The sequence below is a fragment of the Pseudomonas bharatica CSV86 genome (assembly GCF_000319305.2).
Lineage (GTDB): Bacteria > Pseudomonadota > Gammaproteobacteria > Pseudomonadales > Pseudomonadaceae > Aquipseudomonas > Aquipseudomonas bharatica.
Map to the genome: position 1 here is coordinate 696848 of NZ_AMWJ02000001.1, position 12483 is coordinate 709330.

General features: G+C 64.3%; 11 protein-coding genes and 1 pseudogene. 6 read left to right on the forward strand and 6 right to left on the reverse strand.

What is annotated here, in order from left to right:
* Nucleotides 1–33: 33 nt before the first annotated feature.
* From CSV86_RS03225 to CSV86_RS03235, 3 genes are all read left to right on the forward strand, one after another.
* Entirely contained in the window at nucleotides 34–882 is an 849-nt protein-coding gene (locus CSV86_RS03225; protein WP_009407503.1) for a glycine betaine ABC transporter substrate-binding protein, read from the forward strand.
* Nucleotides 883–1088: 206 nt separating this feature from the next.
* Nucleotides 1089–1400: a DUF485 domain-containing protein gene (locus CSV86_RS03230; RefSeq protein ID WP_009407505.1), complete on the forward strand. Its 312-nt coding sequence runs from the start codon at nucleotides 1089–1091 to the stop codon at nucleotides 1398–1400.
* Entirely contained in the window at nucleotides 1397–3055 is a 1659-nt protein-coding gene (locus CSV86_RS03235) for a cation acetate symporter (RefSeq protein ID WP_009407507.1), read from the forward strand. Before CSV86_RS03230 ends, CSV86_RS03235 begins: the two co-directional genes overlap by 4 nt.
* 70 nt (nucleotides 3056–3125) lie before the next feature.
* On the opposite strand, the gene CSV86_RS03240 is transcribed toward CSV86_RS03235, so the two are convergent.
* Nucleotides 3126–3278 (reverse strand): DUF3309 family protein, encoded by a 153-nt coding sequence (locus tag CSV86_RS03240; protein ID WP_009407510.1) that lies wholly within the window; start codon nucleotides 3276–3278, stop codon nucleotides 3126–3128.
* A 304-nt stretch (nucleotides 3279–3582) separates the two neighbouring features.
* Here CSV86_RS03240 and CSV86_RS03245 point away from each other — a divergent pair, with 304 nt between their 5' ends.
* From CSV86_RS03245 to csrA, 3 genes are all read left to right on the forward strand, one after another.
* Nucleotides 3583–4398, forward strand: coding sequence for an SDR family oxidoreductase (locus CSV86_RS03245; protein ID WP_009407512.1), 816 nt, complete (start codon nucleotides 3583–3585; stop codon nucleotides 4396–4398).
* A gap of 48 nt (nucleotides 4399–4446) precedes the next feature.
* A complete protein-coding gene (locus CSV86_RS03250) occupies nucleotides 4447–4782 on the forward strand; it encodes a YnfA family protein (RefSeq protein WP_009407514.1) in 336 nt (111 codons plus the stop codon).
* 128 nt (nucleotides 4783–4910) lie between these two features.
* Complete coding sequence (csrA, locus tag CSV86_RS03255) at nucleotides 4911–5096, forward strand: carbon storage regulator CsrA (RefSeq protein ID WP_009407517.1); 186 nt, start codon at nucleotides 4911–4913, stop codon at nucleotides 5094–5096.
* Here csrA and CSV86_RS03260 read toward each other — a convergent pair whose 3' ends face one another.
* From CSV86_RS03260 to mnmC, 5 genes and pseudogenes are all read right to left on the reverse strand, one after another.
* Nucleotides 5097–5324: a YheU family protein gene (locus tag CSV86_RS03260; RefSeq protein WP_009407519.1), complete on the reverse strand. Its 228-nt coding sequence runs from the start codon at nucleotides 5322–5324 to the stop codon at nucleotides 5097–5099. It lies immediately after the preceding gene.
* A 158-nt stretch (nucleotides 5325–5482) separates the two neighbouring features.
* Entirely contained in the window at nucleotides 5483–6667 is a 1185-nt protein-coding gene (locus CSV86_RS03265; protein ID WP_009407521.1) for an osmoprotectant NAGGN system M42 family peptidase, read from the reverse strand.
* Between the two features lie 25 nt (nucleotides 6668–6692).
* Nucleotides 6693–8438 (reverse strand): N-acetylglutaminylglutamine synthetase, encoded by a 1746-nt coding sequence (ngg, locus tag CSV86_RS03270; RefSeq protein WP_009407523.1) that lies wholly within the window; start codon nucleotides 8436–8438, stop codon nucleotides 6693–6695.
* Nucleotides 8439–8441: 3 nt separating this feature from the next.
* Nucleotides 8442–10229: an N-acetylglutaminylglutamine amidotransferase gene (locus CSV86_RS03275; protein ID WP_009407525.1), complete on the reverse strand. Its 1788-nt coding sequence runs from the start codon at nucleotides 10227–10229 to the stop codon at nucleotides 8442–8444.
* Nucleotides 10230–10435: 206 nt separating this feature from the next.
* Nucleotides 10436–12453, reverse strand: a pseudogene (gene mnmC, locus CSV86_RS03280) (bifunctional tRNA (5-methylaminomethyl-2-thiouridine)(34)-methyltransferase MnmC2/FAD-dependent 5-carboxymethylaminomethyl-2-thiouridine(34) oxidoreductase MnmC1).
* Nucleotides 12454–12483 lie beyond the last annotated feature (30 nt).

The following is a 12483-nucleotide window of genomic DNA, read 5'->3' on the forward strand; positions in this document are numbered from 1 at the left end:
TGACTATCTGTTTAAGCGACAAGGGGAAGCTTGATGAAAATGCGACGACTCCTGGGGGCGGGTGCCGCCCTGGTATTGGCGATGAGCGCCGGGCAGGCGATGGCCAAGGAAGTGAGCATCGGCTATGTCGATGGCTGGTCCGACAGTGTGGCGACCACTCATGTGGCGGCCGAGGTCATCAAACAGAAACTGGGCTATGACGTGAAGCTGATGCCCGTGGCGACCGGGATCATGTGGCAGGGCGTGGCCACCGGCAAGCTGGACGCCATGCTTTCCGCCTGGCTGCCGGTCACCCACGGTGAGTACTGGGCCAAGAATAAGGATGAGGTTGTCGATTACGGCCCCAACTTCAAGGACGCCAAGATCGGCCTGATCGTGCCGGAATACGTGAAGGCGCAATCGGTCGCCGACCTCAAGACCGATGACAGCTTCAAGGAAAAGATCGTGGGTATCGACGCCGGCTCCGGGGTGATGCTCAAGACCGACCAGGCGATCAAGGACTACGCGCTGGACGGCTACAAGCTGCAGGCCAGCTCCGGTGCGGCGATGACCGCCGAACTGGGTCGCGCCTATGCCAAGCAGCAATCCATCGCGGTGACCGGCTGGGTGCCGCACTGGATGTTCGCCAAGTGGAAACTGCGCTTCCTCGAAGACCCGAAAGGCGTGTACGGCGCCGCCGAGACCGTCAACAGCATCGGCAGCAAGGAACTGGCGACCAAGGCGCCGGAAGTGGCCGAGTTCCTGAAGAAATTCTCCTGGCAGTCGAAAGACGAGATCGGTGAGGTCATGTTGGCCATTCAAGAGGGCGCAAAACCCGACGCCGCCGCCAAGGACTGGGTTGCCAAGCACCCCGAGCGCGTCGCCGAATGGACCGGCAAATAAGGTCAGAATGATGGCTTGATGCCTCTATCCTGAGCCTCACCAGGGCCGCCCCCGGTTTTTCCGGTGGGCGGCCTTTTGCATTTCCGGGTTGTTACCCATTTCGCAAAAGCCTTTTACATCTAAGACTAAGGTCGTCTGGAGCGCGTTCATGGGCAGCATAAAGTGGTGACGGGTTCTACCTAATCTGTGCTGCGAGGACAAAAACAATGAACGACAGCATTTACCTATCGATACAAAACAGCCCGCGGTTCAAGGAGCTGGTGTCAAAACGGGAACGATTCGCCTGGATTCTCTCGGTGATCATGCTCGGTCTCTACTCTGCTTTCATTCTCCTGATTGCCTATGGCCCGCAAGTACTGGGCGCCAAGATCAGTCCCGGCTCGTCGATCACCTGGGGTATTCCCCTCGGCGTCGGCCTGATCCTGTCGGCTTTCATTCTCACCGGCATCTACGTACGTCGTGCCAACGGTGAGTTCGACGAGCTGAACAACGCAATCCTCAAGGAGGTTCAGCAATGATCCGGCGTGTACTGGCAACCCTGGCCATCGGCGCGTTCGCACCCGCCGTCTGGGCCGCCGACGCCCTCACCGGCGAGGTGCAGAAACAACCGCTGAACGTTGCGGCGATCCTGATGTTCGTCGCCTTCGTCGGTGCCACCCTGTGCATCACCTACTGGGCCTCGAAGAAAAACAATTCGGCGTCCGACTACTACGCCGCCGGCGGCAAGATCACCGGCTTCCAGAACGGCCTGGCGATCGCCGGCGACTACATGTCCGCAGCGTCCTTCCTGGGGATTTCCGCCCTGGTGTTCACCTCCGGCTACGACGGCCTGATCTACTCGATCGGCTTCCTCGTCGGCTGGCCGATCATCCTCTTCCTGATCGCCGAACGCCTGCGCAACCTGGGTAAATACACCTTCGCCGACGTGGCTTCCTACCGCCTCGGCCAGAAGGAAATCCGTACCCTGTCCGCCTCCGGCTCGCTGGTGGTGGTGGCCTTCTACCTGATCGCCCAGATGGTCGGCGCCGGCAAGCTGATCCAGCTGCTGTTCGGCCTCGACTACCACATCGCGGTGATCCTGGTCGGTATCCTGATGTGCCTGTACGTGCTGTTCGGCGGCATGCTGGCGACCACCTGGGTACAGATCATCAAGGCAGTGCTGCTGCTCTCCGGTGCCAGCTTCATGGCGCTGATGGTGATGAAGCACGTCAACTTCGACTTCAGCCAGCTGTTCTCCCAGGCCATTGCCGTGCACCCGAAAGGCGAGGCGATCATGAGCCCCGGCGGCCTGGTGAAGGACCCGATCTCGGCCTTCTCCCTGGGCCTGGCGCTGATGTTCGGTACCGCCGGCCTGCCGCACATCCTGATGCGCTTCTTCACCGTGAGCGACGCCAAGGAAGCACGCAAGTCGGTGTTCTACGCCACTGGCTTCATCGGTTACTTCTACATCCTGACCTTCATCATCGGCTTCGGCGCGATCCTGCTGGTCAGCACCAACCCTGCCTTCAAGGACGCTGCCGGCGCCCTGATCGGCGGCAACAACATGGCGGCGGTGCACCTGGCCGACGCAGTAGGCGGCAGCGTCTTCCTCGGCTTCATCTCGGCCGTGGCCTTCGCCACCATCCTCGCGGTGGTAGCAGGCCTGACCCTGGCCGGTGCCTCGGCGGTGTCCCACGACCTGTACGCCAGCGTCTGGCGCAAAGGCAAGGCCAACGAGAAGGACGAGATCCGCGTTTCGAAGATCACCACCATCGCCCTGGCCGTGCTGGCCATCGGCCTGGGCATTCTCTTCGAAAGCCAGAACATCGCCTTCATGGTCGGCCTGGCGTTCTCCATCGCGGCGAGCTGCAACTTCCCGGTACTGCTGCTCTCGATGTACTGGAAGAAGCTGACCACCCGCGGCGCCATGATCGGCGGCTGGATGGGCCTGATCAGTGCGGTCGCGCTGATGATCCTCGGCCCGACCATCTGGGTGCAGATCCTGCATCACGAGAAGCCGATCTACCCGTACGAATACCCGGCGCTGTTCTCGATGATCATTGCCTTCATCGGTATCTGGTTCTTCTCGATCACCGACAAGTCCAAGGCCGCCGAAGACGAGCGTGCGCTGTTCTTCCCGCAGTTCGTGCGTTCGCAGACCGGCCTGGGCGCCAGTGGTGCGGTTTCCCACTGAGTCCTGAGCGTCAATGAAAAACGGCCCTTCGATGAAGGGCCGTTTTTTTTGCCTGCGATTCAGTCGCGGGTCATATGTAGCCGAGCAATAGCAGGATCAGCAGCACGATCAACACGGTCCCGATGACGCCGGATGGCCCGTAGCCCCAGCTCCTGGAGTGCGGGAAGACCGGCAGGCCGCCGATCAGCAGCAGGATCAGGATGATGATGAGAATTGTGCCCATGACGGATTCCTCTGGTTTCGGTCGGATGGGCAGACCTGCTGGACAGGTCCGCTTACTTAGTGTGATTGCGGGCCTGGGCAGAAAGTTTAATCGGGTCGCTTTTGAGGGCCTCATCGCTGGCAAGCCAGCTCCCACAGGTTCAGCGGCGCACGCGATACCTGTGGGAGCTGCGGTTCGGCGCCCCGACTTGCCAGCGATAGCGCCCGCGAGGTCACCACCATTCAGCAACCTGATACCCCTCGGGCCCCCGCAAACCCTTCGCTACACTGCCCGTCACCATCACGAAACACACAAGGCAGGCGCTATGCAGAACCGCATGATGATCACCGGCGCGGGCTCCGGACTGGGGCGCGAGATCGCCCTGCGCTGGGCGCGCGAAGGCTGGCAACTGGCATTGAGCGACGTTAACGAGGAGGGCCTGAAACAGACCCTGGCCCTGGTTCGTGAAGCCGGCGGCGACGGCTTCACCCAACGCTGCGATGTGCGCGACTACAGCCAGCTGATCGCCTTGGCCCAGGCCTGCGAGGAACACCTGGGCGGCGTCGATGTGATCGTCAACAACGCAGGCGTCGCTTCCGGCGGCTTCTTTGCCGAGCTGTCGCTGGAAGACTGGGACTGGCAGATCGCAATCAACCTGATGGGTGTGGTCAAGGGCTGCAAGGCCTTCCTGCCGTTGCTGGAGCGGAGCAAGGGAAGGATCATCAACATTGCCTCCATGGCCGCCTTGATGCAGGGCCCGGCCATGAGCAACTACAACGTGGCCAAGGCCGGGGTGGTGGCGCTTTCGGAAAGCCTGCTGGTGGAACTGCGCCAGCTCGAAGTCGACGTACATGTGGTCTGCCCGTCGTTCTTCCAGACCAACCTGCTCGACTCCTTCCGCGGCCCGACGCCGGCAATGAAGGCCCAGGTCGGCAAACTGCTGGAAAGCTCGCCGATCAGCGCGGCGGATATCGCCGATTACATCTTCCGGCAGGTCGCCGCTGGCCAGTTCATGATCCTGCCCCACGAACAGGGGCGCATGGCCTGGCACCTCAAGCAACATGACCCGCAGGCGCTCTACGACGAGATGGCCAGCATGGCCGAGAAAATGCGCGCCAAGGGCCGTTCGAGCCAATCCTGAGCCGCACCATCAGGTATCCTCGGCGTTTTGCCAGCTCCGGGGATACCTGTGATCAATTACCTGCTGTTTTTCCTCGCTGCCGTGTTCGAGATCGCCGGGTGCTACGCCTTCTACATGTGGCTGCGGCTCGGCAAGAGCGCCTGGTGGATCGCCCCGGCATTGTTCAGCCTGACCCTGTTCGCCCTGCTGCTGACCCGGGTCGAGGCCGCCTACGCCGGTCGCGCCTATGCCGCCTACGGCGGGATCTACATCGTCACCTCGCTGCTGTGGCTGGCCTTCGTCGAGAAAGGCCGCCCCTTGACCAGCGACTGGCTCGGTGCAGCGCTCTGCGTGCTGGGCGCGACGGTCATCCTGCTGGGCCCGCGGCTGCAGAGTGCGGGCTGATTTGTAGGAAGTTTCAGTAGGTCACTTCCTGCGCTGTTGTAGGGCGGCTCTATTTGTCTGCCAGACCATTGAAGCGGACTACGCCGACAGACAGTCTCCAGATTCACCCGGATATGGAGGATTTGGCGATGCTGGTCATAGGACGCGAGATTGGCGAGGTCATCAACATCGGTAACGACATCAAGCTCAAGGTGATTTCGGTGGACGGCGGTACGGTGCGCTTCGGCATCAGTGCACCGCGCGACGTGGAAATTCACCGTGCCGAAATCTATCGGCGCCTGGCGGAGGAAGCGCAGAAGCAGAAGGCGGGCTGATCAGTCGAACAGCTCCTTGGGGATATCGTGCCTGGCCAGCAATTGGCATTGCTGGCTGTCCATATCGAAGAGGATGAACGCCTGTCCCTTGGCCAATGCCTGGCGTACCCGCAGGACGCGGGTTTCCAGCGGGGTATCGTCGCCGTTGTCGGTGCCGTCGCGGGTGACGAAGTCCTCGATCAGGCGGGTCAGGGTGTCGGCTTCGAGCTGGTCGTAGGGGATGAGCATGGGGCTGGGTCTGCTTTGGATTGATGGCACATGCTACCTGCTTTGTTGCTCTTGAGGGCCTCATCGCTGCGGTGCGGCGGTCCGACAAGCCAGCTCCCACAGGGACTGCATGCACCTGTGGGAGCTGGCTTGCCAGCGATAGGGCCCTCAAGAGCACATCAATCTTTCCTGCCAAGCACCTCATCCACCGTCGGCACCCGGGTATCGCTTTCCATCTGCGCATCATGCTCCAACTGATGACTGAACCTCTCCAGCGAACTCCCCGCCGGGTGTGAATCCGCAGCGAATACAGGCGGGCTCAGCAGATAGGCGCCGAGCAGGCGACTCAATGCCGCGAGGCTATCGATATGGGTCCGCTCGTAGCCGTGGGTCGCGTCGCAGCCGAATGCCAGCAACGCGGTGCGGATATCGTGCCCGGCGGTGATCGCCGAGTGCGCATCGCTGAAGTAATAGCGGAACAGGTCGCGCCGCACCGGCAGGTTGTGCTCGTTGGCCAGATGCAGCAGGTGGCGCGACAGATGGTAGTCATAGGGCCCGGACGAGTCCTGCATCGCCACGCTGACCGCGTGCTCGCTGGAATGCTGCCCCGGCGCGACCGGGGCGATATCGATGCCGACGAATTCGCTGACATCCCAGGGCAGGGCACCCGCCGCGCCGGAGCCGGTTTCCTCGGTGATGGTGAACAGCGGATGACAGTCGATCTCCGGCGTCCGGCCGCTTTCCACCACCGCCTTGAGCGCCGACAGCAGCGCGGCCACGCCGGCCTTGTCGTCCAGGTGGCGGGCGCTGATATGCCCGCTTTCGGTGAACTCGGGCAACGGATCGAACGCGACGAAGTCACCGATATTGATCCCCAGCGATTCGCAGTCGGCCCGGGTCGCGCAATAGGCGTCCAGGCGCACTTCGATGTGCTCCCAGCTCACCGGCATCTGGTCGATGGCGGTATTGAATGCGTGACCGCTGGCCATCAGCGGCAACACGCTGCCGCGCAGCACACCGTTGTCGGTGAACACGCTGACCCGGCTGCCCTCGGCAAAACGGCTCGACCAGCAGCCCACTGCCGCCAGGCCGAGGCGGCCGTTATCCTGCAGGGCGCGCACGCTGGCACCAATGGTGTCGAGGTGCGCGGAGACGGCGCGATCGGGTGAATTCTTGCGGCCCTTGAGGGTGGCGCGGATGGTGCCGCGCCGGGTCAGTTCGAAGGGAATCCCCAGTTCCTCCAGGCGTTCGGCGACATAGCGCACGATGGTGTCGGTAAAACCGGTGGGACTCGGGATCGCCAGCATTTCCAGAAGGACTTTCTGCAGGTACTTCAGGTCCGGTTCGGGTAACGGGGCAGTCATGGATACTCCTGGTGCACGGTTTGGATCAGTTCGTCGTCCGGCTCAGGGGAAACAGCAGGTCGACGAAACGTTCGGCAACGGGTTGCGGTTCGTGGTTGGCCAGGCCTGCGCGTTCGTTGGCCTCGATGAATACATACTCCGGCTGGTCGGCGGCGCGCACCATCAGGTCGAGGCCGACCACCGGGATATCCAGGGCGCGAGCGGCCTGGACCGCGGCCTCGGCCAGGGTCGGGTGCAGGCGCGCGGTAACGTCCTCCAGGCAGCCGCCGGTATGCAGGTTGGCAGTACGCCGCACCGCCAGACGCTGGCCGGCGGGGAGGATGCTGTCGTAGTCGAAGCCGGCGGCCTGGAGCGTGCGCAGGGTTTCCTCATCCTTGGGAATCCGGCTTTCCCCGCCGGTGGCCGCCTGCCGGCGCCGGCTTTGCGCGTCGATCAGGCGCCCGATGCTGTGCTGGCCATCACCGATCACCTGGGCCGGATGACGGATCGCCGCCGCCACCACTTCGAAGCCGATCACCAGGATGCGCAGGTCATGGCCTTCGTGGAAACTCTCCAGCAACACCCGGCTGTCGAAGCGCCGGGCCTGCTCGATGGCTTGGGTGACCTCGTCCAGGGTGGTGAGGTTGACCGCCACGCCATGGCCCTGTTCGCCATCCACCGGCTTGACCACCACCGCGCCGTGGTCCTCCAGAAAGGCCAGGTTGTCGTCGGCGTTGCCCGCCAGTTGCTGCGCCGGTACGTTAAGCCCGGCAGCGGCGAGGGTGCGCTGGGTCAGGCGTTTGTCCTGGCAGAGGGTCATGCTCACGGCCGTGGTCAGGTCGCTCAGCGACTCGCGGCAGCGCACCCGGCGTCCGCCATGGCTGAGGGTGAACAGGCCGCTGTCGGCATCGTCTACCTGAACGTCGATTCCGCGCCGGTAGGCTTCCTCGACGATGATCCGCGCATACGGGTTGAGCCCGTCCTGCGGCCCCGGGCCGAGGAACAGTGGCTGGTTGATGCCGTTCTTGCGCTTGACCGCGAAGGTTGGCAGGTTACGGAAGCCGAGCTTGGTATAGAGCCGCTTGGCCTGGCGGTTGTCATGCAGCACCGAGAGGTCGAGGTAGTTGAGGCCGCGGCTCATGAAATGCTCCACCAGATGACGCACCAGCACCTCGCCCACGCCAGGCCGGGTGGTGTTGGGGTCCACCGCCAGGCACCAGAGGCTGCTGCCACCCTCGGGGTCTTCGAAGGCCTTGAGGTGGTTCAGGCCCATCACGCTGCCGATCACCGCGCCGGTATCCTCGTCCTCTGCCAGCCAATACACCGGACCGCCCAGATGGCGCGGCGTCAGCAGCTCGGTCTTGACCGGCAGCATGCCGCGGGTCTGGTACAGCGTATTGATCGCCTGCCAGTCCTCGTCGCTTTGCGCCCGGCGGATGCGGAAGCCGCGAAACACCCGGCTGGCCGGGCGGTAATCGCTGAACCACAGGCGCAGGGTGTCGGACGGATCGAGGAACAACTGCTGCGGGGCCTGGGCCAGGACCTGCTGTGGTGCGGCGACATACAAGGCGATATCCCGCTCGCCCGGTTGTTCCTCCAGCAGCGCCCGGGCCAGTTGGCCAGGCTCGGCATAGGTATGGCCGATCAGCAGGCGTCCCCAGCCGCAGTGCAGCGAACGCGGCTCTTCATGGGGCTCGCTGCCTTCATCGGCCAGGCGCGCCTGCAGGCGTTCATAGGACGGCACCTGGCCGCGCAGCAGGCGCTGGCCATAGGTGGATGGATGGGCTTTCATCGGTCAGATTCCTTGTTCGCTGAGCCACAGGTTCAGGGCCGCCAGTTGCCACAGTTTCGAACCACGCAGCGGCGTGAGCTGGCCGTGCGGGTCGCTCAGCAGGCGGTCGAGCATTGCCGGGTTGAACAGACCGCGGTCCTGGCTGGGGTCCAGCAGCAGTTCGCGCACCCAATCCAGGGTCGCGCCTTGCAGGTGCTTGAGGCCGGGTACCGGGAAGTAGCCCTTCTTGCGATCGATCACCTCGTTGGGAATGACCAGTCGCGCCGCTTCCTTCAACACCTGCTTGCCGCCGTCCGGCAGCTTGAAGCGCGCCGGAATGCGTGCCGACAGCTCCACCAGGCGGTAATCGAGGAACGGCGTGCGCGCCTCCAGGCCCCAGGCCATGGTCATGTTGTCGACGCGCTTGACCGGGTCGTCCACCAGCATCACCGTGCTGTCCAGGCGCAGCGCCTTGTCCACGGCTTCGCGGGCGCCCGGCTGGGCGAAGTGCTGGCGGACGAAGTCGCCGGCCACGTCGCTGTCCACCAGCCATGGCAACTGCACGGTGTCGCGGTATTCCTCGAAACTGCGGTCGAAGAATGCCGCGCGATACGCCGCCACCGGGTCGGCGGCGCCATCCACCTGCGGGTACCAGTGGTAGCCGGCGAACAGCTCGTCGGCGCCCTGGCCGCTCTGCACCACCTTGCAGTGCTTGGCCACTTCCCGCGACAGCAGGTAGAAGGCGATGCAGTCGTGGCTGACCATCGGCTCGCTCATGGCACGGAAGGCTGCCGGCAACCGGGTGATGATCTCGCGTTCGTCGATGCGCAACTGGTGGTGGCGGGTGCCGTAGTGCCGGGCGATGAGGTCGGAGTACTGGAACTCGTCGCCGCGCTCGCCGCCGGCATCTTCGAAACCGATGGAGAAGGTCGACAGGTCTTCCACGCCGACCTCGCGCAGCAGGCCGACCAGCAAACTGGAATCGACGCCGCCGGACAGCAGCACACCGACATCGACCGCCGCGCGCTGGCGGATGGCCACGGCTTCGCGGGTGCTGTCGAGCACGCGGTCGCGCCAGTCTTCCAGGGTCAGGTCCTGTTCATCGGTGTGTGGTCCGTAGTGCAGGCTCCACCATTGCTGCTGCTGGCTGCGGCCCTGGGCGTCGATGCGCATCCAGGTGGCGGGCGGCAGTTTCTCGATGTTGGCCAGCAGGGTGCGTGGCGCGGGGACCACGGCATGGAAATTCAGGTAGTGATTGAGGGCCACCGGATCCAGCACTGGATCGATATCACCGCCCTTGAGCAGGGCCGGGAGGGTCGAGGCGAAGCGCAGGCGCTCGTTGGTACGCGACAGGTACAGCGGCTTGACGCCGAGGCGGTCGCGGGCGAGGAACAACTGCTGCTTGTCGCGTTCCCAGATGGCCAGGGCGAACATGCCGTTCAGGCGTGGCAGCAATTGCTCGCCCCAGGCGTGATAGCCCTTGAGCAGCACTTCGGTGTCGCCGCCGGAATAGAAGCTGTAGCCGAGGCTTTCCAGCTCGGCGCGCAGTTCCGGGAAGTTGTAGATGGCGCCGTTGAAGGCCAGGGACAGACCCAGTTGCGGGTCGACCATGGGCTGGGCCGAGCCGTCGGACAGGTCCATGATCTTCAGGCGACGGTGGCCGAGGGCGATCGGACCCTGGCTATGGAAGCCCCAGGCATCCGGGCCGCGAGGGGCCAGGTGATGGGTGATCCGCTCGACCGCGGCGAGGTCTGCCGGGCGCGAGGGGGTTGCTACCGGGGTGAAACGAAACTCTCCAGCTAATCCGCACATAAGTCCTTACCGGTTTTGCCGTTGGGGAAAGTGCCCGAACAGGGGGCACTCAAAAACTGACCGGGTGAGGTTGTGGGAGTTTTAGATCGATATGGAATAAGGCCTTGGGTTGGGCCTTGGGCGATGATGGTGTTTCTGAAGGCCCTATCGCTGGCAAGCCAGCTCCCACAGGGGCTGTGGGAGCTGGCTTGCCAGCGATGAGGCCCTCAAGCCTTGCCGCGCTTCAGCTCACGCAACATGAAGCGGTTCGGGTGACAGGCCTCCGCGATGTCCCGCGGCACCGGCAGGGCGTCGCCATTGACCCAGGCCGCCAGCAGTTCACCGCACAGCGGTGCGGTGATCAGGCCCCGCGAGCCATGCCCGCTGTTGATATAGAGCCCCTCCAGCCACGGGCAGGGTTCATCGGGCACCTGCCGCGCATTCTTCGCCAGCGCCGCGTAGGTTTCGGCAAAGGCCGCGGCATCCGCCAGTGGCCCGACCAGTGGCAGGTAATCCGGGCTGGTACAGCGAAACGCCGCCCGGCCTTCCAGGTGCTGCGCATCCAGCCGGTCGATCTCCAGCCGTTCGGCCAGGTCCGGCGAGATTTCCCGCAGCAACTCCAGATTGCTGCGGTGTTCCTCGACGGTCGGCACGGTATCGCTACTGTGGAAATCGAAGCTGGCGCCCAGGGTGTGTTCCCCCTGGCGCGGCGGCGCCACATAGCCGTCGGCGCATACCACCGTATGCAAGGCCCGGCTGGCGGCAGTCACCGGCAATTTGCTGATCTGCCCGCGAATGCGCTTGAGTGGCAGGCCGGCACAGGCTTCGAACTGCCGAATCTCCGCCGCCCCGGCCAGCACTACCACCGGCGCTTCGGCCAGCACTCGCTCGCCGTCCAGCGCCTGCCACAGGCCATCGACCCGGCGCAGTTGCAGCACATTGTGATGGGGCAGCAGCTTCACCTTGGCCTGTTCCGCCTGCCAGCGACACAGCGCCGGAGGATGCACCCAGCCGCCTTCGGGATAGAACAAGCCGCCGGCGGGCAGGGCGACGCCGGCAATGGCTTCGGCCTGCTGGCGATCCAGCCGTTGCAGCAATTCATCGCTGAACGCCCCGGCCAGCTGCGCCTGGCGCTGGTCTTCCTGGTCATCGAATGCCAGTTGCAGTACACCGCAAGCGTCCCAGTCGGTGCCCCGCTGCAGGCGTTCGAGCAGGCGCCGGGTATGGCCGAAACCGCTGACGATCAATTGCGACAACAGCGTGCCATGGGCGGAAAGCTTGAGGTAAAGCACGCCCTGGGGGTTGCCCGAGGCCTCGCTGGCCGGTTGCCCGTGGCGCTCCAGCAGGCTGACCTGCCAACCGCGGGCAGCGAGGCTGGCGGCGCTGGCACAACCGGCCAGCCCGGCACCGACCACCAGTGCATGACGAGGGCCGCCTTGAGGCGCAGGGCGCCGATACCAGGGCGGCAATGCCGCTGGCAGCGCCTGTTGTTCCGGGCCAGCGCTGTACCGCCCGCGCAGGATCTCCCATTTCTTGCCGATCCCCGGGATCCGCTTCATGGTGAAACCCACCGCGATCAGGGCGCGGCGTACCCAGCCGGTGCTGGTGAAGGTGCCGAGGGTGGTCCCCGGCGCCGACAGCCGGCCCAGTTGGGCGAACAGTTCCGGGGTCCACATGTCCGGGTTCTTCGCTGGCGCGAAACCGTCGAGGAACCAGGCGTCGATGCGCCCGTCGAGCTTTTCGAACTGCTCCCGGGCGTCTCCGATCATCAGCGTCAGGCTGACCCGGCCATCCTCGAACAGGAACTGCTGGTAGCCCTCGTGCACCGCCACATAGTGCTCCAGCAGTGCCTGGCCCTGGCTTGCCAATTGCGGCCACAGGGCCAGGGCGCGGGCCAGGTCGCTGCGGGTCAGGGGAAACTTCTCGGCACTGATGAAATGCAGGCGTGCGCCGGTCCGGGCGTGCTTGTCGAACAACTGCCAGGCACAGAGGAAATTCATTCCGGTACCGAACCCGGTCTCGCCGATCACCAGGCACTCGCCGGCAGCCAGCGCGGCGAAGCGCTGGCGCAGGTCGTTCTGCTCGATGAACACGTGGTTGGTTTCCTCCAGGCTCTGGTCCTTGGAGAAATAGATGTCGTCGTACTGCCGCGAATGGGGCGGCCCAGTTCATCCCAGTCGATCTGGGCGTGGCGTGGAGCAGGTGAGTCGGTCATGAAAGGGCTCGGCAACAGCGGAACCGGCATTCTAGCCGATCGCCGAAACGCTGTTTGATC

Bases quoted from the DNA above. Each gene is read 5' to 3' on its own strand.
- CSV86_RS03225 (WP_009407503.1), top strand. From the start codon at position 34: ATGAAAATGCGACGACTCCTGGGGGCGGGTGCCGCCCTGGTATTGGCG.
- CSV86_RS03230 (WP_009407505.1), top strand. From the start codon at position 1,089: ATGAACGACAGCATTTACCTATCGATACAAAACAGCCCGCGGTTCAAG.
- CSV86_RS03235 (WP_009407507.1), top strand. From the start codon at position 1,397: ATGATCCGGCGTGTACTGGCAACCCTGGCCATCGGCGCGTTCGCACCC.
- CSV86_RS03240 (WP_009407510.1), bottom strand. From the start codon at position 3,278: ATGGGCACAATTCTCATCATCATCCTGATCCTGCTGCTGATCGGCGGC.
- CSV86_RS03245 (WP_009407512.1), top strand. From the start codon at position 3,583: ATGCAGAACCGCATGATGATCACCGGCGCGGGCTCCGGACTGGGGCGC.
- csrA (WP_009407517.1), top strand. From the start codon at position 4,911: ATGCTGGTCATAGGACGCGAGATTGGCGAGGTCATCAACATCGGTAAC.
- CSV86_RS03260 (WP_009407519.1), bottom strand. From the start codon at position 5,324: ATGCTCATCCCCTACGACCAGCTCGAAGCCGACACCCTGACCCGCCTG.
- CSV86_RS03265 (WP_009407521.1), bottom strand. From the start codon at position 6,667: ATGACTGCCCCGTTACCCGAACCGGACCTGAAGTACCTGCAGAAAGTC.
- ngg (WP_009407523.1), bottom strand. From the start codon at position 8,438: ATGAAAGCCCATCCATCCACCTATGGCCAGCGCCTGCTGCGCGGCCAG.
- CSV86_RS03275 (WP_009407525.1), bottom strand. From the start codon at position 10,229: ATGTGCGGATTAGCTGGAGAGTTTCGTTTCACCCCGGTAGCAACCCCC.